Genomic DNA, 26451 nt, shown 5'->3' with positions numbered 1-26451 from the left:
CGGAGAGGCGATAGCGGGCCGCGCAGTAGGTTTGCGAGCTTCCATGTTACAGGACGTAGCGGGACAGGTCTTCGTTGACTGCCAGCGCGTCGAGCCGCTCGTTGACATAGGCAGCGTCGATCGTGACGACCTTGCCGCTGGTTTCGCTGGCGGAGAACGATACTTCTTCCAGGAGCTTTTCCATTACCGTGTACAGGCGGCGCGCGCCGATGTTTTCGGTGCGCTCGTTGACCGAGAACGCGATTTCCGCCAGGCGCGTGATGCCTTCCTGCGAAAACTCGACTCTAACGTCTTCGGTGGCCAGCAGCGCCTCGTACTGCTTGGTCAGGCACGCATCGGTGCTGGTGAGAATGCGTTCGAAATCGGCAATCGACAGCGATTCCAGTTCCACGCGGATCGGGAAGCGGCCCTGCAGCTCGGGTATCAGGTCCGATGGCTTGGCCAGGTGGAATGCGCCCGACGCGATGAACAGGATGTGGTCGGTGCGAATCATGCCGTACTTGGTGTTGACCGTGGTGCCTTCCACCAGCGGCAGCAGGTCGCGCTGTACGCCGGCGCGCGAGACATCGCCACCGCCGATTTCGGAACGCGTGGCGATCTTGTCGATCTCGTCGAGGAACACGATGCCGTTCTGTTCGACGTTCTGGATCGCCTTCTGCTTCATTTCCTCGTCGTTGATCAGCTTGGCAGCTTCCTCGTCGACCAGGAACTTCATCGCTTCCTTGATCTTGACCTTGCGCGCTTTTTTACGCGTGTTGCCGATGCCCGAGAACATCGATTTGATCTGTTCGGTCATTTCTTCCATGCCCGGCGGCGCCATGATTTCCATTTGCGGACCGGCATCGGCGATTTCGATCTCGATTTCTTTTTCGTCGAGCTCGCCCTGGCGCAGGCGCTTGCGGAAGGTCTGGCGCGTGCTGTCGCCTTCCTTCGGTGCGTCGGTCGCGGTGCTATTGCCAGGCTGGAAGCCGAAGTCGCGCGGTGGCGGCAGCAGGATGTCCAGCACGCGGTCTTCTGCTGCGTCTTCGGCGCGTGCGCGCACCTTGGCCATTTCGGCCAGGCGGGTTTGCTTGATGCCGATGTCGATCAGGTCGCGGATGATGGTGTCCACGTCGCGGCCCACGTAACCGACTTCGGTAAACTTGGTGGCTTCGATCTTGATGAACGGCGCATCGGCCAGCTTGGCCAGGCGACGGGCGATCTCGGTTTTACCCACGCCGGTCGGCCCGATCATGAGGATGTTCTTGGGCGTGATTTCGTGGCGCAGCGGTTCTTCGACCTGCTGGCGGCGCCAGCGGTTGCGCAGGGCGATTGCCACTGCCTTCTTGGCCTTGCCCTGGCCGACCACGTGTTTGTCGAGTTCGCCGACGATTTCCTGGGGAGTCATGTTCATGCGGGTTCCAGTGTTTCGATGATGTGGTTCAAGTTGGTGTAGATGCACAACTGGCCGGCGATCGTCAGTGATTTTTTGACCACGTCCGCAGGCGAGAGTTCCGTATTTTCTACCAGCGCCTTGGCGGCCGACTGGGCGTACGTGCCGCCCGAGCCGATCGCGCCCACGCCGTCTTCGGGCTCAAGCACGTCGCCGTTACCGGTGATCACCAGGGTCGATTCGCTGTCGGCCACCAGCAGCATCGCTTCGAGGCGGCGCAGCACGCGGTCGGTGCGCCAGTCCTTGGCCAGTTCGACCGAGGCGCGCAGCAGGTTGCCCTGGTGTTTTTCCAGTTTGCCTTCGAAGCGGTCGAGCAGGGTGAAGGCGTCGGCGGTGCCGCCGGCGAAGCCGACCAGGACCTTGCCGTTATACACCTTGCGCACCTTGCGGGCCGTGCCCTTCATGACGATGTTGCCGAGCGTGACCTGGCCATCGCCGCCGAGCGCGACTTCCTTGCCGCGTCGCACGCACAAGATGGTGGTGCCGTGAAATTGTTCCATGTTGACCTCAAATATTCAGTTGGTTGATGCCGCACTGCGTCTTGAAGGGGGAAATGGGGACGGAAAACGCAATTGCAATCCCCGCGCCCTGCACGGCGCCAGGGCAAAAAAAAGCACGCGGGGATTAGGCGCGTGCTTGGGTAGGTATTGCCTGGCGGTTAATCGCCGTACAGCTTTTGCTTCAGTTCGCGGCGCTGCTGCGCTTCCAGAGACAGCGTGGCGGTCGGGCGGGCGATCAGGCGCGGGATGCCGATCGGCTCGCCGGTCTCTTCGCACCAGCCGTAGTCGCCGCCGTCGATGGCCACGATCGATTGCTGGACTTTTTTGAGCAGCTTGCGCTCGCGGTCGCGCGTGCGCAGTTCCAGCGCGTGCTCTTCCTCGATGGTGGCGCGGTCGGCCGGATCGGGGACCAGCACGGTTTCGCGCAGGTGCTCGGTGGTTTCGCCGGCGTTCTTGAGCAGCTCTTTTTCAAGCTGTTGCAATTTCGCCTTGAAAAACGCCATCTGCGCCGGGTTCATGTAGTCCTTCTCATCCATTTTGAGAATTTCTTCTTCGGTCAGGATGCGTTCGGCTGCGGTCGATTTATTAGTTTTAGTGGTCATAACTTCGCTTACCTTCGATACGACAGAGTTTTCAAATTGATCAGCAGAAGGGCCCCAGGCCGTTGCGCTGCACCGGTATCCGCCAGTGGGCTTGCCAGCTTGCAGATGGTGTGGTGTTTATGCTATCCCCACAAAACCCGGATAGTTTATACCAGACATTGTTCTAATCCGCTAATAAAGATATCTTTTGGCAGATTTTTACCTATAAATACCATTTTGCTGCCACGGACCTCGTTTTCACCCCATTTTGCGCCGAGGTCGCTCCCCATGATCTGGTGCACGCCCTGGAACACCACCTTGCGATCGGCATCCTGCATTAACAATACGCCTTTATAGCGCAGCATGCGAGGACCATAGACATTGACCAGCCCGCCAAGGAATTCGTCGAGCTTGGCGGTGTCGAACGGACGTGTACTTTTGAAGACAAACGCGGCGATGTCGTCGCTGTGGTGGCCGTGATGGTGGTTATGCTCGTGCCCGTGATCATGGTGACCATGATTGTGGCCGCAATGTTCGTCATGGACGTGGTCGTCGTCATGGGTCTGGTCGGTGGCCAGGAAATCCGGGTCAAGCTCGAGCTTGTCGTTGAGGTTGAAGCCTTTCAGGTCCATCACCTCGGCCAGCGGCGCGCGGCCGAAGTCGGCGGTGCTGATCGGCGCGCGCGGGTTGATGCGTTTCAGGCGCGCGGTCAGCGTGGCCAGTTCTTCCGGCGTGACCAGGTCGGTTTTCGAGAGCAGCAGCTTGTCGGCAAAACCCACCTGGCGCTGGGCTTCCTCGTGCTGGTCCAGCTGGTCCATCGCGTGGCGCGCATCGACCACCGTCACCACGGCGTCAAGCATGAAGTGAGCGCCTACTTCTTCGTCCACGAAGAAGGTTTGCGCCACCGGGCCCGGGTTGGCCAGGCCGGTGGTTTCAATCACCACGCGATCAAACGTGAGCTCGCCGGCTTCGCGCTTTTGCGCCAGGCTGGACAGCGCCACGATCAGGTCGCCGCGCACGGTGCAGCAGATGCAGCCGTTGTTCATTTCGACGATTTGCTCGCCGCTGTCCTGGACCAGGATTTCGTTGTCGATGTTTTCCTGGCCGAACTCGTTTTCAATCACGGCTATGCGCATGCCGTGCGGTTCCTGCAGGATGCGGTTGAGCAGCGTGGTCTTGCCGGCGCCAAGAAAGCCGGTCAGGATCGTGGTAGGTATCATATTCGCGCGCCAGTCTGTTGTGTGGGTCCCCTAGATGGGGATCAAGTGCAAAAATGCAATCGCTGATTATGCCGGAAAATTAATCGGAACCATGTTTCGTCCGATTGAGGCGCGTCAGTACGTCCAGCAGCTTATTTGATCTTGGCGCGCGGATGCGCTTTGTCATACACGTCGGCCAGGTGCTGGAAGTCGAGCGCCGTGTATACCTGGGTGGAACTGATGCTGGCATGCCCCAGCATGTCCTGCACCGCCCGCAGGTCTCCCGACGATTGCAATACGTGCGACGCAAACGAGTGGCGCAACATGTGCGGGTGCACATGCACCGGCGCGCCGCTGGCCACGCCGTGCGCCTGCAAGCGCTGCTGGATCACGCGCGGCGACACGCGGGTGCCGCGTGTGCTTAAAAACAAGGCAGCGCTGTCGTCATTGGGAGTAGGGCGCACCGCCAGCCAGGCCGCCAGCGCGGTCATTGCCGCGCTGCCCACCGGCACCACGCGGCGCTTGTTGCCCTTGCCGGTCACGACCACTTCGCGGTTTTCCAGCACTACCCAGCCGAGCGCATCCTTGCCGGGTGTGACGTCGAGGCCGGCCAGTTCCGATACCCGCAAGCCGCTGGAATACAGCAACTCGAACATGGCGCGGTTGCAGAGCTCGGCCGGTTCTGCGCCGCCTTTGCCATCGCTGCCGGCGGCGCGCAGTTGCATATGGGACGGCGCCACCAGCTGGACCGCGTCGTCCACCGACAGCGCCCGTGGCAAAGTTTTGGCGCGCTTGGGGGCACGCACGCCTTGCACCGGGTTGGCGGCGAGGGTGGTCTGGGTACCGAGCCAGTCGAAAAAGCCACGCCAGCTCGAGAGCTTGCGGGCGATCGAACGCGGATCGAGCTCGAGCGCATGCAGCTTCGACGTCAGGCGGCGAACCAGGAAATGATCGATATCGGTCCAGTCGCGGCCTTCGGCCAGCGTACGCAGTTCGACCAAGTCGCGGCCATAGGCGGCGGTAGTGTTGTTGGAGAGTTGCCGGCCGTGGCGCAGGTGCGCCAGGTAGTCGGCGATCCAGTCGCGGTCCGCTGTCGGGCCAGCAGCAGATTTAGCAGCGGGCACGACAGCAGCAGGCACCGCAGCAAGTGAGCCAAGAGCGGGCTCTGCCTTCGTGCCGGCAGCGTTGGCCGCCCTTGCAGCATCGGTCACACCGGCGCCCGCGCCAGCCATGGTCAGGCCAGCAGCCAGGCCAGGGCGGTGCTGCTGGTTTCGCCCATGTGGACCAGGAAGTCGGTGGCCATCAGCGAGGTAAAGCGGTTGGCATCGGCCGACCCCATCACCAGCAAACCGAAAGCCTGCTTGTCGCCGGTCTTGCGCAGCGGGATGATCACGGTGGAGACCACGCTGGCTGAGTCATCGAGCCAGCGCACGGCTTCAAAATCCTTGTTGCTGCCGCAGTAAGGGGACAGCAGGCTGTTGGCGAAAATGCGCACATCTTCGGTCACGCCCTTGGTGAACCATTCGTCGGCGTAGTCGGGCGCGGTGTTCCACAGGCGCACGGTCACTTGCGGCACGTCGAACGCGGATTTCAGGCCGCTGACCACCGAGTGTGGCATGGAACCCACATCTTCCGCTTCCAGCAGCACCTTGGTCCAGCGGTGGAACTTGTTGGCGATGGCTTCGTTTTCCGACGCCAGGCGCATCAGATTGCTCATGCGCAGTTCCAGCGTCTTGTATTTCTCGCGCATCACTTCCATTTGCCGTTCCTGCAACGAGACGGTGCGGCCCATCATGGGGCTGGCAAGCTTGATTTCACCGAGCAAATCGGCGTGTTCGACGAAGAAATTCGGATGCTCGGTGAGGTATTGCGCGACTAGTGTGGAATCCAGTGGGACGGTCATGGCTGCTCTATCGAAATCGGGGTGGGAACTAGCCGACCATTCTACCCGACACGGGCAGAAAAGACGGACAAGGTTGCCCTTGTCCGTGCTTGCCCCTGCAGCCGTCAGAAGTTGTGGTGGATGCCGACGCTGACGAAGTTGAACGCGGTGACCGCTTTCTTGCGCGTGGCATCCGCATACAGGTAGGTACGCGGCGACAGGTTGTAGTCGTAACCGACCGAGTACTGGCGGGTTTTGGCGATGCCCGGATCATTGAACTGGTTGTCCGGGCGTTTCTGGCCATAGCCGGCCCGGATCAGACCCGCACCGAGCGTGTAGTTGGCGCCCAACACCCAGCCCTTGGTTTCAGGATTGATGAACACGCTTTCTTGCTGGTCCTGCTTCTGGTACGTGGCCATCAGCTTGAGCGGCTCGATCGGCTTGAACCAGCCGCCCACCGACCACAGCGTGGTGTCCACCGCGTTGCGCTCGTAGGCGGCGTAGGCGGAGAACTTGCCTTGCGTGGCCGTGGCGCTGACCGAGTACGGCACCACGGCTGCCTGGCTGTTGGCCGGGAACTGCGGCGCCAGCGCGGTGCCCCGGCCGATGATGGCCGGGTTGTTGTTGGCTTCCTTGGACGCCACCGTGACGTTGAGCTGGAAGATGCCGGCGATCAGCGGCGTGTTGTAGAACACGGCGTTGGAGAAGCGGTTGAGCGAGTTGCCGGCCGGGCTGAGCGGATCGCTGGTGTAACCGGCCACTTGCAGGTCGGTCTGGTAACCGGCCACGGCGGGCATGCCGCTCCAGGGTTCGTACGCGGTACTGGTTTCCTGGAAGGCGGTCAGGCCACGGCCGAGACGCACCGTGCCGAAGTCTCCTTGCAAGCCCACCCGCGACTGGCCCTGGAACAGTGGACGGGAGTTGCTTTCGATGGTGCCAGTATCGGGCTCGTAGCGGATCTCGAGCTGGAACAGGGCCTTCAGGCCGCTGCCCAGGTCTTCGACGCCGCGAAAGCCCAGCTTGTTGTTGTCGCGCTTGCCCACCACGGTGGGCGTGTTGGGGCCGCTGCGATTGGCAATGCCGGCATCGAGCGTGCCGTAGATGGACACCGACGATTGCGCATGCACGCCGCATGAGGTGCCAGCGAGCGCGCCGGTCAGTGCCAGGGCCACGAGAGATTTTTTCATTGATAGGTTCCTTTTTTAAGTAGATCGAACAAGCGTCCGCCGCTGTATCGGTACTGGTAGGTCCTTGGTTCGGAACCTTAAAGGCTCGCCGGGAAAATTGCGCGGGAGTGGTCGATTGAAGAGGCCAGTCTTGGTTGAAAGCCCCGCAACGACAGCTGCTTGTGGTTTTTTTGAAACGCGGGTGTGGGCCCGCCAGGTACGCTTTCTTTGCAAGGGGTTACGCTAACTCCTTTCAATCGGGCACTAAAACAGCTCTAGCCTACAAGCGCGGGCAGGGTGCTCGATTTGTGAGAGATCAAGCCGTGGCGCGGTTTTCCTAGGATGTGGCGTGGATCGCACGCTACACTGGACGACAACTCCGCACTTCCCAACCCTCTGTTCCTGATCAATCTTTCCCCGCCTAAACGATGGTCAATCGAGCTGAACTAGGCGTCATCCGTGGCGCGCGCGCCGGCGATCCCGCTTGCCAGCTGGCCCTGGGCAAGCTGTACCTGTTCGGCGGCGCCAGCCTGCCGCGCAACATGCCCACCGCGCTGCACTGGCTCAACCGCGCGGCCCGCCAGCAGCAGGCTGAAGCGTGGATGCTGATCGGCAGCCACGTGCCGTTCGAGCATGCGCGGCACTGCGTGGACGAAGTGTTGCCGTGGTACGAGCGCGCCTTCGCGGCCGGGATCGAGCAGGCTGGACTGGTGCTGGCGCAACTGGCGCCGCCGAGCGATGCGACAACGCAGGAGGCCTTTCGGTACAAGGCGCGCTTTGAAGCACCGCCAGTCGAGTCTGCATTGCAGGGGCTGGCGTCGCTGCATGGTCGTGAGTGCGTCGCAGGCAGTAGTGAGCAGGCCGCAGGCAGTTGGCAGCCAGTGCCGGAGCATTGCAAACAGGGCGCAGAGAATCGAGAAAAAAGTGCAGAGAATCGAGGCGCAAGCGCAGCGCAGCGAGAGCAGGGTGCAGCGGAGCGAGAGCAGGGTGCAGCGAGTCGGGAGCCGGGTGCCGCGCCGCGAGAACCGTCCGCAGAAAATCGCGAACAGGCCGCGCAGGCCGGCGACCGTGCGGCGCAACTGGCGCTTGGTTTGTGGTTCGCGCGCCTGCAGCGCGATGGCAGTCGGCAGCCGGACGGCATCGCCACCGTCAACTTCAAGCGCGCGATCCGCTGGCTCACGCTGGCCGGTGAACAGGGCGATCCTAATGCCTGGTTTGCGCTCTCGCGCATCTACATGAAACCGGAGTTTTCGCAGCGCAGCGTGGCCGAGGCGCAGGTCTGCCTCGAGCGTGCAGCCGAATTGGGCCATCGCGGCGCGCAGCTCGAGTGCGGCCTCTACGCGTGGCGTCACCGCCGCCAAGAAGCGGGCAGCGACGTGCGCGCCGTGTACTGGTTGCAGCAAGCGGCGGCCCAGGGGTGCGAGCAGGCGCAGCGGCAGTTGGCGCGCATCGCCCCGGCGCCTCGTGCGGCCGCGTGGGGCCAGGCACTGCTGGCCCTGGCGCCGGCAGCATTGCACACGCTGGCCATGCGCCAGCCGTTGCTGGCGGCGCGGCTGATGCTGGCACGTGCCTTCGGTTTGAACCGGGCCGAAGCGTTGTTACTTGATGTGAAAGAGGCCGATCACGGCCATTGCCTGGTGGTCGATATCCGCGCCAGTTACGGACGCAGCAAGCGCCGCCTGATTGCGCTGCGCACGGCGCAGGACCGGCAACTGCTGGACCAGGTGGTGGCGCAGTTCGACCGGTTTGATGGCTGCCTGGAAGGGAATTACCGCCAGCGCTTGTACCGCCTCAAGACCTGCTTGCCGGCGCTGGCGGACGAACCTTCGCCGGCTTGAAACCCACCGGCTTGAAACCCGCCGGCTTGAAACCCACCGGTTTGAGGCCCGCCGGCTTGAAGCCCATCGACTTGAAAACCGCTGGCTTCAAGCCCATCGACTTGAAACCGCTGGCTTCAAGCCCATCGACTTGAAACCGCTGGCTTGAAACCCACCGGCTTGAAGCCCAACAGCTTGAAGCTCATAAGGCATGCGCAGCGCTGGCAGCCTGGCTAGTTAAATCTCGATCTCGCCCTCGAACACCGTCACCGCCGGCCCCGTCAACAGCACTGGCTCACCCTCGCCAGCCCAGCTGATCGACAACTGTCCGCCGCGCGCATCGACCCGTACCGGGCTGTCGAGCACGCCACGGCGGATACCGGCCACTGCGGCCGCGCAGGCGCCGGTGCCGCAAGCGAGCGTCTCGCCCACGCCGCGCTCGAACACGCGCAGCTTGACGTGCTGGCGGTCGAGCACTTGCATGAAGCCGGCATTGACGCGGTTGGGGAAGCGCACATGGTGTTCGATCAGCGGGCCGGTCAGTTCCACCGGCGCCGTCTCGACGTCATCGACGATCTGCACCGCGTGCGGGTTGCCCATCGAGACCGCCGAGATCAGCACGGTTTCGCGCGCGCCGCCCAGTTCCAGCAGCAGCGGCCACAGCGTGTCCTGCGCCTGGGCTTCGCCCTGCAAGCCCTCGGCATCGAACGGTACCCTGGCCGGTTCCAGCACCGGTGCGCCCATGTTCACGGTGATGCTGCCATCGAGTTCGAGGCGCGGCGCGATGATGCCGGCCTTGGTTTCCACCGTGATGCTGCGCTGGTCGGTCAGGCCTTTTTCCGCCACGAATTTGACGAAGGCGCGCGAACCATTGCCGCATTGCTCGACTTCGCCGCCGTCGGCGTTGAAGATGCGGTAGCGGAAGTCGCAGCCGGGTTGCGTCGGCTTTTCCACCAGCAGGATCTGGTCGGCGCCCACGCCGAAGCGGCGGTCGCCCAGCAGTTGCCATTGCGCCGGGGTGAAGTCGATGTGCTGGTTGATGCCGTCGATGACCACGAAGTCGTTGCCGGCGCCGTGCATTTTGGTGAATTTGAGTTTCATAGTTTATTTACGACGTGGATACAACGATGGTTCGCCATTCGGGCGGGTCTTGAAGCGCTTGTGCGTCCAGAAATATTCAGCCGGGGCTTCGCGCACGCGCTCCTCGATGAATTCGTTCATGCGGCGGGTGGCGGCCACCATGTCGGGGCCGGGGTAATTGTCCCACACCGGGTAGAATTTCACACGCCAGCCCTGGTAATTCGGCAGGAACGTGGCGATCACCGGCATCACCTGGGCGCCGGTGGTGGCGGCGATGCGCGCGGTGGCGGTCAGGGTCGCCGCGTCGATGCCGAAGAACGGCACGAACTCGGCATCCTTCTCGCCGAAGTCCATGTCCGGCAGCATGAAGTACGGCAGCTTGTCGCGCAGCGCGCGCAGGATCGGCTTGATGCCGTCCTGTCGCGTGAACAATTTCACCGGCTTGAACCGGGCGCGGCCGGCGCGCAGCACCTGGTCGAACGCGGCATTCTTTTGCGTCACGTACATCGACGACGCGCTGGCCACCATCGCGATCGACGCGCCGGCCACGTCCAGGCACACGAAATGCGGGCACAGCAAAATAGTCGGCTTGGCTGTCATTTCCGCCACCGGTACCGGGCCCGGTTCTACTTTGATCAGGCGGTTCAGGCGCGCTTCCGACGCCCACCACAGGATGCCGCGCTCCCAGATGCTGCGCGCATAGGCTTGGAAATGCTGGCGCGCCAGCGTTACCCGTTCGGCCTCGGTCAGCTCAGGCATGCACAGGCGCAAGTTGGTCAGCGTGATCTCGCGCCGCGCGCGCAGGAAGATAAACAGCAGGCTGCCGGTGAACTTGCCAAAACGGCCCAGCACGGGCAAGGGCAGCCAGTGCAGCAGCCACATCAATCCGAGTACTAACTTCATGCTGCTTCTCCAGTCTGTGGCGCATCGATGCCGTGGGGCACCTTGTAGCGGTTGTAGCTCCAGTAGTACTGGGTGGGATTACGCGCGATCAGGTGCTCCATCGCGGTGTTGATCGCCTGTGCCTGGCTGGCGGTGTCGCCGTCCAGCGACTCGGTAAACGGCACGAAGTGGATCACGTAGCCCTTTCCACCCGGCAGACGCTCGGCGTACGTGACGATCACGGTGGCGTTGCCCATCTGCGCCAGCTTGGCGGGCAGGGTCATGCTGTAGGCGTCGCGGCCGAAAAAGGTGGCCCATACGCCTTCGCCTTCCTGCGGCACCTGGTCGGGCAGCAGGCCGATCGGCTGGCCTTTTTTGAGGAACTTGGCCAGCATGCGCACGCCGCTCATATTGGCCGGCGCCAGCAGCAGGTTCTTGCGCGCGCGCGCGCCTTCGATCAGCGGCTTCAAGGCCTCTTTTTTCGGCGGCCGGTACATCACCATCAGCTCGGTGCGCAGGGCGATTTCCTGGGCCACGATTTCAAAGCAGCCCAGGTGGGGCGTGAGGAACACGATGCCGCGCCCGGCGTCGAGCTCGGTTTGCACGAGTTGCCAGTTTTCCAGCGTGGCGTGGCGCGACACGCGCGCCGGATCGGCGCACCAGATGAAGGGCAATTCGATAATGCTTTTACCGGCTTCGGCCACGGCGGCCGACAGGTGCTGCGAGTAGCCGGCCTGGGTCATGTTGTCGCGCATGCGGCGCCGGTACGACGGGGATGCCAGGTACACCACCCATCCCAGCGCACTGCCGGCGGCATGCAGGAAGGACAAGGGAAATACGGAAAGGAAACGAAAAATGGGTACGAGCATGAAAGTGTTGTGTGCCTGTGTTTATGCTTGCCTGGTTGCTGGACGAGAAGCAAGTTTTTTTAAAAAAGCGTAAAATAACACGTTAGTAGGAACCGCTGAGTTAATGACAACTTGCGATGCGGGATATAAATATCGCTAAAGCGTCGCAACCCCCGTTGGTGCGCGACAACCATTTTTACCGCCATTTCCAGGAGTTGCGATGTCTAATGATTACCTCTTCACTTCCGAATCTGTCTCGGAAGGCCACCCCGACAAAGTTGCGGACCAGATCTCCGATGCGATTCTGGACGCCATCCTGACCCAGGATCCGAAAGCGCGCGTTGCCGCCGAAACCCTGTGCAACACCGGTCTGGTGGTGCTGGCTGGTGAAATCACCACCCACGCCAATGTGGATTATATTCAAGTTGCCCGCGAAACCATCAAGCGCATTGGTTACGACAATACCGACTTCGGTATCGACTACCGTGGTTGCGCCGTGCTGGTCGCCTATGACAAGCAGTCGCCCGACATCGCCCAGGGCGTGGACGAAGGCGCAGGTATCGACCTCGACCAGGGCGCCGGCGACCAGGGCCTGATGTTCGGCTACGCCTGCGACGAAACCCCGGAACTGATGCCAGCCGCCATCCACTACGCTCACCGCCTGGTCGAGCGCCAGTCGCAGCTGCGCAAGGACGGCCGCCTGCCATGGCTGCGCCCGGACGCCAAGTCGCAAGTGACGCTGCGTTACGTCAACGGCCGCCCGGTGGCCGTGGACACCGTGGTGCTGTCCACCCAGCACGCGCCGGAAATGCAACATAAACAGATCGAAGAAGCGGTGATCGAAGAGATCATCAAGCAAGTGCTGCCGCGCGAATGGCTGACTGACACCAAGTACCTGGTCAACCCGACCGGTCGCTTCGTCATTGGCGGTCCGCAAGGCGATTGCGGCCTGACCGGCCGCAAGATCATCGTGGACACCTACGGTGGCGCCAGCCCGCACGGCGGCGGCGCATTCTCCGGTAAAGATCCGACGAAAGTGGACCGTTCGGCAGCGTATGCCGCCCGCTACGTGGCCAAGAACGTGGTCGCTGCCGGCCTGGCGCGCCAGTGCCAGGTGCAGGTGTCGTACGCGATCGGCGTGGCGCGTCCGATCAACATCACCGTGTACACCGAAGGCACGGGCGTGATTCCTGACGAGCAAATCGCCAAGCTGGTGATGGAGCATTTCGACCTGCGTCCGAAAGGCATCGTGCAGATGCTGGACCTGCTGCGTCCGATCTACGCCAAGACCGCCGCGTACGGCCACTTCGGCCGCGAAGAGCCGGAATTCACGTGGGAGCACACCGACAAGGCGGCGATCCTGCGCGATGCGGCCGGCCTGAAATAAGCTTGTCGTTTCTGCCAGGGTGGTGATGCTGCCCTGCATGTTTTAGCACGTTGCACGTCGTCACCGGCGCGCAACGATGCTAGAATGCCCCTTCCGAGGAGCGCTGCGACGAATCCTTTTCGCCAGGCTCGGAATCTGCAACCGCGCTCACGTTACTTTTTTCTAACTGAAAGGAGGGCGTGATGAACGCCGTACTCAAACCTCTGCAAGACTACCTGGTCGCCAATATCTCCCTGTCCCCGTGGGGCGACAAGGAAATCAAGATCGCTGAAACCGAAATGCCGGGCCTGATGGCCATCCGCGACGAATTCGCCGCTGCCCAGCCGTTGAAAGGCGCGCGCATCACCGGTTCGCTGCACATGACCATCCAGACCGCCGTGCTGATCCAGACGCTGGAAGCGCTGGGCGCCACCGTGCGTTGGGCTTCGTGCAACATCTACTCGACCCAGGACCATGCCGCTGCCGCCATCGCTGCCGCCGGCACCCCGGTGTTTGCCGTCAAGGGCGAAACCCTGGACGAATACTGGGATTACACCCACCGCATCTTCGAGTGGCCAGCGGATGCCGCCGGCAACCCGGTGTACTCGAACATGATTCTCGATGACGGCGGCGACGCCACCTTGCTGCTGCACATTGGCGCGCGCGCCGAGCAGGACATCTCGGTGGTCGGCAACCCGACCTCGGAAGAAGAAATCTGCCTGTTCAATGCCATCAAGGCCAAGCTGGCGATCGACCCGACCTGGTACTCGAAACGCCTGCCGCAAATCCTCGGCGTGACCGAAGAAACCACCACCGGCGTGCACCGCCTGTACCAGATGCACAAGGAAGGCAAGCTGGCCTTCCCGGCCATCAACGTCAACGACTCCGTGACCAAGTCGAAGTTCGACAACCTGTACGGTTGCCGCGAATCGCTGGTCGATGGCATCAAGCGCGCGACCGACGTCATGATCGCCGGTAAAGTGGCTGTCATCGCCGGTTACGGCGACGTGGGCAAGGGCTCGGCCCAGGCCATGCGCGCGCTGTCGGCGCAAGTGTGGGTGACCGAGATCGATCCGATCTGCGCGCTGCAAGCCGCGATGGAAGGCTACCGCGTGGTGACCATGGATTATGCCGCCGAACACGGCGACATCTTCGTGACCTGCACCGGCAACTATCACATCTTGACCGAAGAGCACATGCTCAAGATGAAGGATCAGGCGATCGTCTGCAACATCGGCCACTTCGACAACGAAATCGACGTTGCTGCGCTGAAGAAATACACCTGGGAAAACATCAAGCCACAGGTCGATCACGTGATCTTCCCGTCGGGCAAGCGCATCATCCTGCTGGCCGAAGGCCGCCTGGTGAACCTCGGTTGCGGTACCGGCCACCCGTCGTACGTGATGAGCTCGTCGTTTGCGAACCAGACCATCGCCCAGATCGAACTGTTTGCCAACACCGCCAACTACCCGGTCGGCGTGTACGTGCTGCCGAAGCACCTGGACGAAAAAGTCGCGCGCCTGCAGCTGAAAAAGCTCAACGCCCAACTGTCCGAGCTGACCCCGGAGCAAGCGGCCTACATCAACGTGTCCGTCGAAGGCCCTTACAAGCCTGACACCTACCGCTATTAATTAGCGCTGGTTGAATAGGGTCGGCGGAGTTTGCCGGCCCTGTTTTTTATCGACTTTTAGCAGCGAGAATCTATATTATGCGTTTGGTCCTTACCTGGCTAATCAATGCGGTTGCCCTGCTGGCAATCCCTTACCTGATGCATTCCGTTAATGTCACAAGCATTAGCGCCGCCCTCTTTGCCGCGCTCGTACTGGCCCTGGTCAATACGCTGATCCGCCCCGTGCTGCTGATCCTGACGTTGCCCGTGACCGTGGTGTCGCTGGGACTGTTTATCTTCATCATCAATGGCTTTTCGTTCTGGCTGGCGGCGCAATTCGTGCCCGGCTTTAGCGTTGACAGCTTCATGTCGGCTGTCGGTGGCGCGCTGTTGTACAGCATTATTTCCTGGGCCCTGTCTACCTTACTTTTGAAGAACGCAGATGGCTAATCATAATTTCAGTATTGAATTCTTTCCGCCCAAGACGGCAGAAGGAGCGGACAAGCTGCGCGCCACGCGCGCCAAGCTGTCCGAACTGAAACCCAAGTATTTTTCCGTGACCTTCGGCGCCGGCGGCAGCACCCAGCGCGGCACGCTCGACACGGTGGTGGAAATCCTGGCCGCCGGCGAAGACGCCGCGCCGCACCTGTCGTGCGTGGGCGGTTCGCGCGAGTCGATCCGCGCCATCCTGGCCGAGTTCAAGTCGCATAACATCCGCCGCATCGTGGCGTTGCGCGGCGACCTGCCCAGCGGCTACGGCGGGGCAGGTGAATTCCGCTACGCCAACGAGCTGGTCGAGTTCATCCGCCAGGAAACCGGCGACTGGTTCCGCATCGAAGTGGCAGCCTATCCCGAGGTGCACCCGCAGGCGAAATCGCCGCAGGACGACCTGCTGGCGTTCGAGCGCAAGATCAAGGCCGGCGCCAACGCCGCGATCACCCAGTATTTTTACAATGCGGACGCGTACTTCCAGTTTGTCGAGCAAACCCGCAAGCTGGGCATCGATGTGCCGATCGTGCCGGGCATCATGCCGATCCTGAACTACACGCAGCTGATGCGTTTTTCGGACATGTGCGGCGCCGAGATTCCGCGCTGGGTACGCCTCAAGCTGGCCAGCTTCGGCGACGACTCGGCCTCGATCAAGGCGTTCGGGCTCGACGTGGTGACGCAGCTGGGCGAGCGCCTGCTGGCTGGCGGCGCACCGGGGCTGCATTTTTACAGCATGAACCAGGCGGCACCGACCACGGCGCTGTGGCAGCGGCTGGTATAACTGTCAGCGTGGCGTTGGTTCGGTGATCATCCGGTCCAGCGCCACATCGTGCAAGTCCGCGTCAAACCCCACCTGCAACGCCGAATAGGCAATTCCCACCGTCACCGGCCGTGGCGTCCTTGCCAACGTCCGGTCATAAAACCCTCCGCCATACCCAAGCCGGTATCCCCCCGCATTGAACCCCAGGCACGGCACCAGCAACGCCGCCGGGTAGTCTTGCAGCCGCAAATCGGCCGGCACCGCCACCCCCATGCCATCCCTGACCATCGCCTCGCCGATGCGCCAGTCGGCAAATTCGAGGGCCGCGTCGCGGGCGACCACCACCGGCAGCAGCAGCCGCGCACCGAGGCGTTCCAGCTCCGCGTAAGCAGCCGACAGATCGGGCTCGCCGCGCAGCGGCCAGTACACGCCCAATGTGGCCGGTTGCGCCGCGTGCCACCACGCCACTACCTGGCGGCCGATGTCCCGGTCCCATTGCGCCCGCGACTCCGTATCGAAGGCGCGCCGCGCGGCCAGCAGTTGCTGCCTTAATTCTCCCTTGCCCGGTGCGGATGGGGCTATTGCTTCGTTCTCGCTGCGTGGTATTCTAGGGTCGCTGGTCATGGTTGGTTCTACTCAGGTTCAAGACAGGTTCAAGACTAATAGAGAGTTGCACATTGATTTCCGTTTCGAAATGGATCGCCGGCGCAGTGGGCGCCATGGTGGCCGTCACCGCCTTTGCCCAATCCGAGGATATCGGCGCTGAAACCCGGCGCGAGGACGATGCCTTCCTGCTCATGCGCGACGCCGTGCGCAAGGACGAGACGTCCAAGGTCGATTTCTACGCCGCGCGCCTGGCCAATTATTCGATTCCGTCGTACGTCGACTATTATCGGCTCAAAGCGCGCCTGCGCGATGCTTCGCAGGCGGAAATTCGCGGCTTCATGCAGCGCTACCAGGGCCAGGCCATCGTCGATCGGCTGCGCAACGACTGGCTGCTCGAACTGGGCCGCACCCGCGACTGGACCACCTTCGACGAACAACTGCCGCTGTTCGTCCTCAACGACGACACCCAGCTCAAATGCTACGCGCTGCAATCGCGCGCGATCAAGGGCCAGAACGTCGCCAGCGAGGCGCGCGCGCTGCTGATTTCCCCCAACGGCTACGGCGAGCCGTGCGCGGGCCTGATCGGCACCCTGTACCAGGCCCGCCAGTTCGACGCCGACGACCTTTACACGCAGTTGCGCCTGTCCGGCGAGTTCAATTCCACCGGCCAGGCGCGGCGCATCGTCGCGCTGCTCGGCGGGCCCGATAAAAAAGTCGTGCAGGCGATCGATTTGCCCGCAGTGGCCGTGGCCAAGGGGCCGGGTAACGGGCGCACCGAACATGAAATCTTCATCGTTGCCGTGGGCCGCCTGGCCAAGACCAGCATCAAGCTGGCCACGCTGGCGCTCAACAAGGCCGCGTCCAGGCTGACAGCGCAGGAGCAGCGCGCCGCCTGGGCGGCAATTGCGCTGCAATCGTCGTACTCGCTGTCGGACGACACCACCGGTTACTGGAAGCGGGCCGACGGCGCGCCGCTGTCGATCGACCAGGCCCAGTGGAGCACCCGCATCGCGCTGCGCAACGGCGACTGGCGCCAGGTGCACAAGAATATCGATGCCATGCCGGCCATCCTGCGCGAAGATCCCACCTGGATCTACTGGAAGGGCCGCGCCCTGATGGCCGACGGCAGCGATACCAGCCCGCCGTCGGGCGAGGCGCTGCGGCTGTTCAACAGCATTGCCGACCAGCCCAATTTCTATGGCCAGCTGGCGCGCGAGGAAACCGGCCGCCTGGTGTCGATCCCGCCGCCGGGCGCGCCGATCACCGCCGCTGAAATCGCGCCGATTGCCGCCAACCCCAACTTCCAGCGCGCGCTGAAATTCTTCAGCATGCGGCTGCGCTTCGAAGGCACGCGCGAATGGAACTGGGGCCTGCGCGGCCTGAGCGAACGCGAACACCTGGCCGCCGCCGAATACGCGCGCCAGAACCACATCCTCGACCGCATGGTCAACACGTCGGACCGCACCCGCGTGCTGGTCGATTACACCCAGCGCTTCCCGTCGCCGCACGACGACATCATGCACCCGGCCACCAAGACCCTGGGCCTCGACAAGGCCTGGGTGTATGGCCTGATCCGGCAAGAGTCGCGCTTCATCATGGACGCGCAGTCGCACGCGGGCGCGTCGGGCCTGATGCAGGTGATGCCGTCCACCGGCCGCTGGGTGGCGAAAAAACTGGGCCTGACCGACTTCGCGCAGGACATGCTCTCCGACGTCAAGACCAACATCATGCTCGGCACGAACTACCTGAACATGGTGCTCGGGAATATGGACGGCTCGCAGGTGCTGGCCACCGCCGCCTACAACGCCGGCCCGGGACGCTCGCGCACCTGGCGCGCGTCGCTGGACAAGCCGATGGAGTCGGCCGTGTTCATCGAGTCGATTCCGTTTTTCGAGACGCGCACCTACGTCAAGAACGTGATGTCCAACGCCAACTACTACGCCGCGCTGTTCGAGGGGCGGCCGCAGTCGCTCAAGGCGCGCATCGGCGTGGTCACGCCCAAGGGCTACACCCTGCAGGAAGAGCAGGAAACGACCTTCGCCCGCTGAACCGGCGGCGACCAGATTATTCATACATTAAATCCATCATGCAGACCACCCAACTCGATCCCAGCCTGTCCAACGCTTTGGCTGCCGCCCGTTCGCCCGGCCTGACCCTCGTCATCGGCAACAAGAATTATTCGTCATGGTCGATGCGGCCGTGGGTGGCGATGGCCGCGTTCGGCATCCCGTTCCAGGAAGTGCGCATCCTGCTCGACCAGCCTGACACCGCCAACCGCATCTGCAGCTACTCGGCCTGCGGCCGGGTGCCGGTGCTGCTGGCCGGCGAGATCACCATCTGGGACAGCCTGGCCATCGTCGAATACCTGGCCGAGCAGTTCCCCGAACTGCACCTGTGGCCGCAGGACGTGGCCGCGCGCGCCATGGCCCGCTCGATCTGCGCCGAGATGCACTGCGGTTTCACCGACCTGCGCAACGCCATGCCGATGAATATCAGCGCCAGCCTGCCGGGCAAGGGCCGCACCAATGGCTCGCAGGCCGACATCGGCCGCATCAGCGAGATCTGGGAAGAATGCCTGTCGCGCTTCGGCCACCACCAGTTTTTGTTTGGCGACTTCTCGATTGCGGACGCGTACTTCGCCCCCGTGGTGGCGCGCTTCCGCACGTATGGCGTCTCGCTGGCGCCGGCGCTGGACGCCTACTGCCAGCGTGTGCTGGCCCATCCGGCTGTCGCACGCTGGGTGACCGAAGCGCTGGCTGAAACCGAAACGGCGCCCAAGCACGACGCCGAGCTGCCGGATTGATGATGAAGATTTATGTCGTAGGCGGCGCCGTGCGCGACGAGTTGCTTGGCCTGCCGGTCAAGGACCACGACCACGTGGTGGTGGGCGCCACGCCCGATGACATGGTGGCGCAGGGCTACCGCCCGGTGGGCAAGGATTTCCCGGTGTTCCTGCATCCGAAGACGCAGGAGGAATACGCGCTGGCGCGCACCGAACGCAAGACCGCGCCCGGCTACAAGGGTTTTGTCTTCCACACGTCCACCGAGGTGACGCTGGAAGAAGACCTGGTGCGGCGCGACCTGACCATCAATGCGATTGCCCGCGCCGACGACGGCACGCTCACCGATCCGTTCGGCGGCCAGCGTGATATCGCCGCGCGCATCTTCCGCCACGTGTCCGACGCCTTTGCCGAAGACCCGGTGCGCATCCTTCGCGTGGCGCGCTTTGCCGCGCGCTATCCCGATTTTCGCGTGGCGCCCGAAACCAATGCGCTGATGCGGCAGATGGTGGAGCAGGGCGAGGTCGATGCGCTGGTGGCTGAACGCGTGTGGCAGGAACTGTCGCGCGGTCTGATGGAGCAGCAGCCGTCGCGCATGCTCGAGGTGCTGCGCGACTGCGGCGCACTGGCGCGCATCCTGCCCGAACTGGACGTCTTGTGGGGCGTGCCGCAGCCGGAAAAATGGCACCCGGAGATCGACACCGGCGCCCACATCCTGCAAGTGATCGACTGCGCCGCCCGCGCCAACCTGGAGCTGCCTGCGCGCGTGGCCTGCCTGATGCACGACCTGGGCAAGGGCGTGACGCCGCCCGACAACTGGCCGGCGCACCACGGCCACGAGGAACTCGGCGTAAAACTGGTGGAGCAGGTGTGCAAGCGCCTGCGGGTGCCCACCGACTGCCGCGACCTGGCCGTAATGACCGCGCGCGAGCATGGCAACGTGGGCCGCGCACTGCAACTGCGGCCCAACACGATCGTGAAGTTGCTGGAACGCTGCGACGCGTTCCGCAAGCCGGCGCGGTTTTCGCAAATGTTGCTGGCAACCGAGTGCGATTCGCGCGGGCGCATCGGACCGTCGGCCAGCTACCAGGATGCGCCTTTCCCGCAAGGGGCGTACCTGGAAACGGCAATGGCAGCCGCGCGCGCGGTGAACGCGGGCGAAATTGCGCAAAGGTGCCTCGACAACCCGCAACGCATCCCTGAATTCGTGCATCGGGAGCGGGTGAAGGCCGTCAACATCGCGCTCAATGCCGACGATGACGACGCCGCCGTGTAACCGGCACGGCCGCGCCGGGGTGCGGGGTTAGCGATGGCCCCCATCGACCTGTTCCAGAACCCGCTGCGCGCGCGCAGCAAAACCCCCGACGGCAAATACCGCCCGCGCGTGCCGGTCAAGCAGCTGCACCCGCGCGACCGGCGCCGCATGCGCCGTCACTTCCTCGACCTCGAACCGTCCGATCGCCTGCTGCGCTTCGGCACCGAACTGCCCGACGAGCAGATCGAGCGCTACGTCGCCGCCATCGATTTTTCGCGCGACATCGTATTCGGCGTGTACAACCGCGTGTTCCGGCTGGTGGCGGTGGGCCACCTGGCGTTCGCCCCGCGCGACGCCGCGCAGGACGCAGTGACCGACAAGGCGCGCGTGGCCGAATTCGGCGTGTCGGTCAGCCGCAGCGCGCGCGGCATCGGCGTCGGCTCGAAGATGTTCGAGCGCGCCGCCATCCACTGCCGCAACAACGATGTCGATACGCTGTACATGCACTGCCTGTCGTCCAACAAGACCATGATGCACATCGCCAAAAAGGCGGGCATGGAAATCCACCGCGAATACGGCGAGGCCGACGCCTACCTCAAGCTGCTGCCGGCCGATCCTTCCAGCGTGATGCAGGAAGCGCTCGACGAACAATTCGCCACTCTCGACTACACCTTCAAGGCCAACAAACGCGCCGCGTTGAAATGGCTGGAGCGCCTCACGTTCCGCAAGCCGAAAAAAAAGTAGTGCCTTTCTAGAACCTTTGCTGCCCGGACCGGAATGAACGGTCCGACAAGATACGCAACTGGCAGCGAGGCTCTCACTTACCGTGTCGCTGATTTCATCGATCCTGCCCTGGACCTGGGACGCCGCGTGCGGCGCGCACCTGTACGCCGCGTCGGCGTGGGACTTCCTGCGCCTGCTGCTGCTCTCGCCCGTGCTCGAAGAACTCGTGGTGCGTGCCGGTCTGCAGGAGTGGCTGATGCGGCGCTGGCCGGCTTCGGCGTGGCCGGTGCTGGTGTCGGCCGGCGCCTTCAGCCTGCTGCACCTGGGCAGCGGCTGGCACGTGGCGCTGGCGGTGCTGGGGCCGGGACTGGTGCTGGCGATGCTGTATGCGCGCACCCGCAGCTGGCGCTGGTGCGCGCTGGCGCACAGCGGCATGAATGCCTTTGCGATCTCCGTTTGCAGTATCTAAATTCACTTCAGGAGAACAGGCATGGGCGGGACAATGGGGACGGGATTGGCGGGACGTATGGCCGGGGCGGTATTGATCATCGGGGCGGCAGCAGCTGCGCCGCATGCAGGCGCCGCCGATGCGCTCAACGGCAGAAATTTGTATCTCAACGGCCCGGTGACCGGCGGCGCCAGTTGCGCGTCGTGCCACGGCGCCTCGCCGGCGGCCAATGTCAACGGCATCACGCGCGCGGCCAACCAGCCGTCCGTGATCGCCAATGCGATTGCCAATAATCGCGGCGGCATGGGCAGCCTGTTCACGGGCCGGTTCTCGTCCACCGAGCTGGAAGACCTGGCCGCGTTCATCGGCAACCCGAATGTGACCGCCGCGCCGGCAGCCTCGCTGGCGCCGGCCAGCCTGACGTTTACCGGCACCGCCATCGGCCAGACCAGCGGCCCGCTGTCCACTACGCTCAGCAACACCGGCAGCGCCGCGCTCAACATCGGCACCATCGCGCTGGGCGGCGCCGCTGCCGGCGATTACAGCATCGGCGGCGGCACCTGCGCCAACGGCGCGGCCATTGCCGCCGGCGCCAGCTGCACCGTGCAAACCAGTTTCCGTCCGACTGCCGCCGGCAGCCGCGCTGCCACGTTCACCATCACCCATAACGCCACCGGCGGCAGCAGCAGCGTGGCCCTCTCCGGCACCGGCAACAGCACGCCGCAAGCCACCATCGGCCTGTCGGCTGCCACCATCAACTTTGGCGCCCAGCTGACTGGCGCCGCGTCCGCGCCATCTACCGTCACCGTCACCAACAGCGGCCAGGCCGCGCTCACGTTCAGCAGCATCGTCGTGGGCGGCGCCAACGCCGGTATCTTCACGGTTGGCGGCACCTGCGCCACCGCCACTGCGGTGGCCGCCGGCGCCAGCTGCACCGTGACCGTTACCGCCACGCCAACCGCCGCCGGCGCCTTTGCCGGCACGCTGACGCTGGCGTCGAACGCTGCCAATGGCAGCGCCGGCGTGGGCTTGAGCGGCACCGCCAGCGCCGCCGCCCCGGCGGTGACCGCCACGCCATCGGCCATCGCCTTTGGCGCGCAGACCGTCAACACGCCTGCCGTTGCGCAGACCGTGGTACTGGCCAATACCGGCAACGTGGTCCTGAACATCGCCAGCATCGGCGTCACCGGCGCCGCCAGCGTCACCATCGCGGGCAGCGATTGCAGCAGCACGCTGGCCGTGGGCGCGCGCTGCTCGGTGCCGCTGCGCTTCGCACCGACCACCGCTGGCGCCATTGCCGCCACCCTGGCCGTCACGTCGAACGCTGCGCCGCTGCAAGTGGCGGTCACCGGCACCGGCAGCGCCCAGGCGGTTGGCGTGCCGGTCTTGTCCGAAGCCGGTCCGATCGCGTTTGCCGACACCCAGGTGGGCGCCACGGCCGCCGTGCACACGACCACCTTCAATAACGCCGGTACCGCTGCGCTGCGCATCGCCACGCTCACGCTGGGCGGCGCCAATCCCGGCGACTTCGTCCTCGGCGGCACCTGCGTGGCCAACGCCCAGGTGGGTGCCGGCGCCAGCTGCACCCTGACCACGGCGCTGCGTCCGACGGCAGCCGGCGCCCGCAGCGCCACGCTGATGGTCGTCACCGACGGCGGTTCGCAGTTCTCGCTGGCGCTGGGCGGCAATGGCGTGGCTGTGGCAGCCGGTGCGCCGGCGCTTGGCGTCAATCCGCAAAGCTTCGACTTCGGCGCTGTCACCATCGGCGCCACGCCAACGCGCCGCTTCACCCTGACCAACAGCGGTTCGGCTGCGCTCACGCTGTCCGGCGCCACCTTCAGTGGTCCGTTCGCCCAGGTCACCGACAGCACCGGCTGCGCCGCGTTCCCGCTCACGCTCAATCCCGGCACCACGTGCGACCTGGTGGTGCGCTATACCCCGGTCAACCCGGGCAGCAATAGCGGTTCCATCGTGCTCAATGCGAACGTGGCCGGCGGCAGCTCGACCATCGCCTTGACCGGCCAGGCCACTGCCGCACCGGCAGCCAACGCCACGCCGCAGAACACGGGCGGCGGCGGTTGCTCGGCCTCGCAAGACGTCAACGACCCGATGCTGGCCTTCCTGGTCCTGCTGGCCGGCGGCGTGATCTTCTGGCGCCGCAAGCGCAGCACGTGATCGCGCCGGCATGACATACCGGGCCGTCCACGTGGCGGCCCGCCCAACACCAACCGAGGAGCTAAGCAATGAAGATGTTATCGATGGTATCGGCGGCCACCCTGGCTGTCACGCTGGCCGCAGCGCCCGCGCTGGTGCTGGCGCTAGACAAGGGGGCGCCCGCACCGCAGTTCACGCTGCCGGGCGCCGACGGCGAGGTCAAGCTGGCCAGCCTGCAGGGCAAGGTGGTGTACGTGGACTTCTGGGCATCGTGGTGCGGTCCGTGCCGCCAGTCGTTCCCGTGGATGAACGAGATGCAGGCCAAGTACGGCGCACGCGGTTTGCAGATCGTGGGCGTGAACGTGGACGCCACCAGCGACGAGGCGCGCAAATTCCTCGCCACCACGCCGGCCAGGTTCACCATCGCTTTCGATCCCAAGGGCGCCACCCCGCGCCAGTACGGCATCAAGGGCATGCCCAGCAGCGTGCTGGTGGGCGCCGACGGCAAGGTGATCGCCGAGCACTCGGGCTTCCGCGACAGCGACCGCGCCGCGCTGGAGGCGCAGATCGTCGCCGCCCTGGGAGCGGCCAAATGAAGCTCGTGTTCGCGCTCATGCTGGCCGCAGGGCTGACCGGTTGCGCAGGCTTCGGCCAGGTGCAGCCGTGGGAAAAGGGCAACCTGGCCAAGCCCGAAATGACCTTCAACGACAGCGGGGTGTTCAACCGCTATGACGACCATATCTACACCAGCCGCGAATCGTCTTCGGGCGGCGCCGGCGTTGGTGGCGGCGGCTGCGGCTGCAACTAGGAAGAGCACATGGAACCTATCAAGACCGAAACCCCTTCCGGGGCGGCCCCGTCCGCTACGTCTCCCTTCGCGGCCTCCGCCATCCTGGCCGCCGCGCTGCTGCTGCCCGGCGTGCAGGCGCAGGCCGAGGCGCCGCCCACCAATGGCGTGATCAGCATCGGCTACCTCGATTACAAGGACAGCCAGTCAGGCCTTGACCGCATCCACGTGAAAGCGCCGTCGGTGTCTGTCATGGCGCCGGTGGCCGGCGTGTGGAGCATCAGCGCGTCGGCCGTGAATGACGACGTCTCGGGCGCTACCCCGCGCTACCACAGCGCGGTATCTGGCGCCTCGCGCATGAGCGACCATCGCACGGCCGGCGACGTTGCCGTCAAGCGCTACTTCGACCGCGGCAGCCTGACCGTGGGGGCGGCGTATTCGTCCGAGGACGATTACCTGTCGCGCGCGCTGTCGTTGTCGGGTACCTTCGAGAGCGAAGACCGCAACACCACCTGGTCGGCTGGCATCGGCCGCGCCAACGATGAAATCAACCCCACCAACCAGATCGTCCGGGACGAGCGCAAACACAGCACCAACCTGCTGCTCGGCGTCACGCAGGTGCTGGGCAAGGCCGACGTGGTGCAGGTTACGCTGGCCCACGATATCGGCAAGGGATACTTCAACGATCCGTACAAGTTTCCCGATAACCGCCCGCGCAGCCGCGACGAGAGCACGCTGCTGCTGCGCTGGAACCATTACGTGGAAGCGACCGGCGGCACCAGCCGCACGTCGTACCGCTACTACCGCGACAGCTTCGGCGTGCGCGGTCACACGCTGGGCCAGGAGTTCGTGCAGCCGCTGGCCGATGGCTGGACCGTCACGCCGGAAGTACGGCTGTACACCCAGCGCGCGGCCGACTTTTATTTCGATCCCGTGTACGACCAGGCGCTGGGCCAGCCGTTCCCGCCGGGGTACAGTCCGAGCAACTTCGCGTCGGCCGACTACCGGCTCTCGGGCTTCGGCGCGGTGACGCTGGGCCTCAAGGTGAGCAAGCAGATCGACAAGGACTGGTCGGTCGATGCCAAGGTCTCGGCCTACCAGCAGCGCGGCAGCTGGCGCGCGTTCGGCTCGGGCAGCCCGGGCCTCGAACCGCTGCGCGCGCGCACCATCCAGCTGGCGGTCAACCGCACATGGTAGCGGCCATCCACCGCCAGCAGTTCGACGCCATGGGCAGCCGCTGCGAGCTGCGCCTGTCGGCGCCGAACGCGGCGGCGGCTGCAGACCTGGCGGCGCGCGCGATCGCCGAGGTGCGGCGCATCGAGACCAAGTACTCGCGCTACCGGCCCGACAGCATCGTCTCGCGCATCAACGCCGCTGCCGGCCGCGCGCCGGTGGCGTGCGACAGCGAGACCATGGCGCTGATCGATTACGCGGCCGCGCTGTTCGCGGCCAGCGGCGGCCTGTTCGACATCACGTCGGGCGTGCTGCGCCGGGCCTGGGACTTCGGCAAGCCGCGCGTGCCCGATGCCGATACCCTGGGGCCGTTGCTGGCGCTGGTGGGCTGGCGCCATGTCCATTGCGAACGGCAGCAGGTGTACCTGCTGCAACCGGGCATGGAGATCGACTTCGGCGGCTTCGGCAAGGAATACGCGGCCGACCGCGCAGCGGCGGTGCTGATCGAGGCCGGCGTGCGGCACGGATACGTGAACCTGGGCGGCGACATGCGCTTTATCGGCCCGCGCCTGGACGGGCGGCCGTGGAGCATCGGCATCCAGGACCCGCGCGACCCCGGCGCCACGATCGCCAGCATCCCGATCAACTCCGGTGCCTTGACTACCAGCGGCGACTACGAGCGGTTTTTCGAGCTCGATGGCGTGCGTTACTGCCACATCCTCGATCCGCGCACCGGCATGCCGGTGCGGTACTGGCGCTCGGTCAGCGTGATGGCGCCGATGGCGGTGGCGGCGGGCAGCTGCTCCACCATCGCCATGCTCAAGCAACACGAAGGACACACTTTTCTCAAGACCTCCGACATGGGCTACCTGGCCATCGACGAGCACGGACAGACGCTTTACAGGAATCTCTGA

26 protein-coding genes and 1 riboswitch are annotated in these 26451 nt (G+C 64.3%); of the genes, 15 read left to right on the top strand and 11 right to left on the bottom strand.

Going from position 1 to position 26451, the window contains the following annotated elements; translation table 11 throughout:
* Nucleotides 1-46: 46 nt before the first annotated feature.
* The 7 genes from hslU to F8197_RS19355 all read right to left on the bottom strand — a co-directional run bounded on the left by hslU (nt 47) and on the right by F8197_RS19355 (nt 6781).
* Nucleotides 47-1393 carry an ATP-dependent protease ATPase subunit HslU gene (gene hslU / locus F8197_RS19385; RefSeq protein WP_193333480.1) on the bottom strand — a complete coding sequence of 449 codons (1347 nt, stop codon included), beginning with the start codon at nt 1391-1393 and terminating at the stop codon, nt 47-49.
* Complete coding sequence (gene hslV, locus F8197_RS19380; protein ID WP_152883224.1) at nt 1390-1932, bottom strand: ATP-dependent protease subunit HslV; 543 nt, start codon at nt 1930-1932, stop codon at nt 1390-1392. Before hslV ends, hslU begins: the two co-directional genes overlap by 4 nt.
* Before the next feature lie 158 nt (nt 1933-2090).
* Nucleotides 2091-2534, bottom strand: coding sequence for an RNA polymerase-binding protein DksA (dksA, locus tag F8197_RS19375; protein WP_019924723.1), 444 nt, complete (start codon nt 2532-2534; stop codon nt 2091-2093).
* A 146-nt stretch (nt 2535-2680) separates the two neighbouring features.
* Complete coding sequence (locus F8197_RS19370) at nt 2681-3733, bottom strand: GTP-binding protein (RefSeq protein WP_152883223.1); 1053 nt, start codon at nt 3731-3733, stop codon at nt 2681-2683.
* Between the two features lie 131 nt (nt 3734-3864).
* Nucleotides 3865-4944 (bottom strand): tyrosine recombinase XerC, encoded by a 1080-nt coding sequence (locus F8197_RS19365; RefSeq protein ID WP_227012324.1) that lies wholly within the window; start codon nt 4942-4944, stop codon nt 3865-3867.
* 2 nt (nt 4945-4946) lie between these two features.
* Nucleotides 4947-5615 (bottom strand): DUF484 family protein, encoded by a 669-nt coding sequence (locus tag F8197_RS19360; RefSeq protein ID WP_019924726.1) that lies wholly within the window; start codon nt 5613-5615, stop codon nt 4947-4949.
* Nucleotides 5616-5719: 104 nt separating this feature from the next.
* Nucleotides 5720-6781 carry a porin gene (locus F8197_RS19355; protein WP_152883222.1) on the bottom strand — a complete coding sequence of 354 codons (1062 nt, stop codon included), beginning with the start codon at nt 6779-6781 and terminating at the stop codon, nt 5720-5722.
* 407 nt (nt 6782-7188) lie between these two features.
* On the opposite strand from F8197_RS19355, the gene F8197_RS19350 reads away from it, so the two are divergent.
* The gene (locus F8197_RS19350; protein ID WP_152883221.1) at nt 7189-8598 is read left to right on the top strand and encodes a tetratricopeptide repeat protein; all 1410 of its coding nucleotides are present in this window, start codon (nt 7189-7191) and stop codon (nt 8596-8598) included.
* Nucleotides 8599-8814: 216 nt separating this feature from the next.
* Here F8197_RS19350 and dapF read toward each other — a convergent pair whose 3' ends face one another.
* The 3 genes from dapF to F8197_RS19335 are packed head-to-tail and all read right to left on the bottom strand — an operon-like array spanning nt 8815 to nt 11408.
* Nucleotides 8815-9678, bottom strand: a complete 864-nt coding sequence (dapF, locus tag F8197_RS19345; protein WP_019924729.1) for a diaminopimelate epimerase — start codon at nt 9676-9678, stop codon at nt 8815-8817.
* Nucleotides 9679-9681: 3 nt separating this feature from the next.
* Nucleotides 9682-10560, bottom strand: coding sequence for a lipid A biosynthesis acyltransferase (locus F8197_RS19340; RefSeq protein WP_152883220.1), 879 nt, complete (start codon nt 10558-10560; stop codon nt 9682-9684).
* Entirely contained in the window at nt 10557-11408 is an 852-nt protein-coding gene (locus F8197_RS19335; protein WP_152883219.1) for a lysophospholipid acyltransferase family protein, read from the bottom strand. The genes F8197_RS19340 and F8197_RS19335 overlap by 4 nt, the downstream gene beginning before the upstream one ends.
* A gap of 199 nt (nt 11409-11607) precedes the next feature.
* Here F8197_RS19335 and metK point away from each other — a divergent pair, with 199 nt between their 5' ends.
* The 4 genes from metK to metF all read left to right on the top strand — a co-directional run bounded on the left by metK (nt 11608) and on the right by metF (nt 15632).
* Nucleotides 11608-12774 carry a methionine adenosyltransferase gene (metK, locus tag F8197_RS19330; RefSeq protein WP_019924733.1) on the top strand — a complete coding sequence of 389 codons (1167 nt, stop codon included), beginning with the start codon at nt 11608-11610 and terminating at the stop codon, nt 12772-12774.
* An 89-nt stretch (nt 12775-12863) separates the two neighbouring features.
* A riboswitch (S-adenosyl-L-homocysteine riboswitch) is annotated at nt 12864-12930 on the top strand.
* 26 nt (nt 12931-12956) lie between these two features.
* Nucleotides 12957-14384 (top strand): adenosylhomocysteinase, encoded by a 1428-nt coding sequence (gene ahcY, locus F8197_RS19325; RefSeq protein ID WP_152883218.1) that lies wholly within the window; start codon nt 12957-12959, stop codon nt 14382-14384.
* A 77-nt stretch (nt 14385-14461) separates the two neighbouring features.
* Nucleotides 14462-14812, top strand: coding sequence for a phage holin family protein (locus F8197_RS19320; RefSeq protein ID WP_026637818.1), 351 nt, complete (start codon nt 14462-14464; stop codon nt 14810-14812).
* On the top strand, nt 14805-15632 hold the full coding sequence (metF, locus tag F8197_RS19315) for a methylenetetrahydrofolate reductase [NAD(P)H] (protein WP_056146711.1): 828 nt from the start codon (nt 14805-14807) through the stop codon (nt 15630-15632). Before F8197_RS19320 ends, metF begins: the two co-directional genes overlap by 8 nt.
* Nucleotides 15633-15635: 3 nt before the next feature.
* Here the strand turns inward: metF and F8197_RS19310 are convergent, their stop codons facing one another.
* The gene (locus F8197_RS19310) at nt 15636-16235 is read right to left on the bottom strand and encodes a 5-formyltetrahydrofolate cyclo-ligase (RefSeq protein ID WP_152883217.1); all 600 of its coding nucleotides are present in this window, start codon (nt 16233-16235) and stop codon (nt 15636-15638) included.
* A gap of 53 nt (nt 16236-16288) precedes the next feature.
* Here F8197_RS19310 and F8197_RS19305 point away from each other — a divergent pair, with 53 nt between their 5' ends.
* The 10 genes from F8197_RS19305 to F8197_RS19260 all read left to right on the top strand — a co-directional run bounded on the left by F8197_RS19305 (nt 16289) and on the right by F8197_RS19260 (nt 26451).
* Nucleotides 16289-18265 (top strand): lytic transglycosylase domain-containing protein, encoded by a 1977-nt coding sequence (locus F8197_RS19305; protein ID WP_152883216.1) that lies wholly within the window; start codon nt 16289-16291, stop codon nt 18263-18265.
* 38 nt (nt 18266-18303) lie between these two features.
* Entirely contained in the window at nt 18304-19020 is a 717-nt protein-coding gene (locus F8197_RS19300; protein WP_152883215.1) for a glutathione S-transferase family protein, read from the top strand.
* 2 nt (nt 19021-19022) lie between these two features.
* Nucleotides 19023-20273, top strand: coding sequence for a multifunctional CCA addition/repair protein (locus tag F8197_RS19295; RefSeq protein WP_152883214.1), 1251 nt, complete (start codon nt 19023-19025; stop codon nt 20271-20273).
* Between the two features lie 33 nt (nt 20274-20306).
* Nucleotides 20307-20996 carry a GNAT family N-acetyltransferase gene (locus F8197_RS19290; protein WP_056146720.1) on the top strand — a complete coding sequence of 230 codons (690 nt, stop codon included), beginning with the start codon at nt 20307-20309 and terminating at the stop codon, nt 20994-20996.
* A gap of 82 nt (nt 20997-21078) precedes the next feature.
* Nucleotides 21079-21444, top strand: coding sequence for a JDVT-CTERM system glutamic-type intramembrane protease (mrtJ, locus tag F8197_RS19285; protein WP_373996912.1), 366 nt, complete (start codon nt 21079-21081; stop codon nt 21442-21444).
* 57 nt (nt 21445-21501) lie between these two features.
* Nucleotides 21502-23598, top strand: coding sequence for a choice-of-anchor D domain-containing protein (locus F8197_RS19280; RefSeq protein WP_152883213.1), 2097 nt, complete (start codon nt 21502-21504; stop codon nt 23596-23598).
* A gap of 68 nt (nt 23599-23666) precedes the next feature.
* A complete protein-coding gene (locus tag F8197_RS19275; protein WP_152883212.1) occupies nt 23667-24173 on the top strand; it encodes a TlpA disulfide reductase family protein in 507 nt (168 codons plus the stop codon).
* The gene (locus F8197_RS19270; RefSeq protein ID WP_056146727.1) at nt 24170-24385 is read left to right on the top strand and encodes a DUF4266 domain-containing protein; all 216 of its coding nucleotides are present in this window, start codon (nt 24170-24172) and stop codon (nt 24383-24385) included. The genes F8197_RS19275 and F8197_RS19270 overlap by 4 nt, the downstream gene beginning before the upstream one ends.
* Before the next feature lie 9 nt (nt 24386-24394).
* Nucleotides 24395-25561 carry a DUF3570 domain-containing protein gene (locus tag F8197_RS19265; protein WP_152883211.1) on the top strand — a complete coding sequence of 389 codons (1167 nt, stop codon included), beginning with the start codon at nt 24395-24397 and terminating at the stop codon, nt 25559-25561.
* Nucleotides 25555-26451 carry an FAD:protein FMN transferase gene (locus F8197_RS19260; protein WP_152883210.1) on the top strand — a complete coding sequence of 299 codons (897 nt, stop codon included), beginning with the start codon at nt 25555-25557 and terminating at the stop codon, nt 26449-26451. Before F8197_RS19265 ends, F8197_RS19260 begins: the two co-directional genes overlap by 7 nt.

This window comes from Duganella sp. FT27W (assembly GCF_009295655.1).
GTDB classification, from domain to species: Bacteria; Pseudomonadota; Gammaproteobacteria; order Burkholderiales; family Burkholderiaceae_D; genus Rugamonas; species Rugamonas zoogloeoides.
Note: the sequence above shows the minus strand (reverse complement) of the source record. Positions and strands in the feature narration are given on the sequence as shown.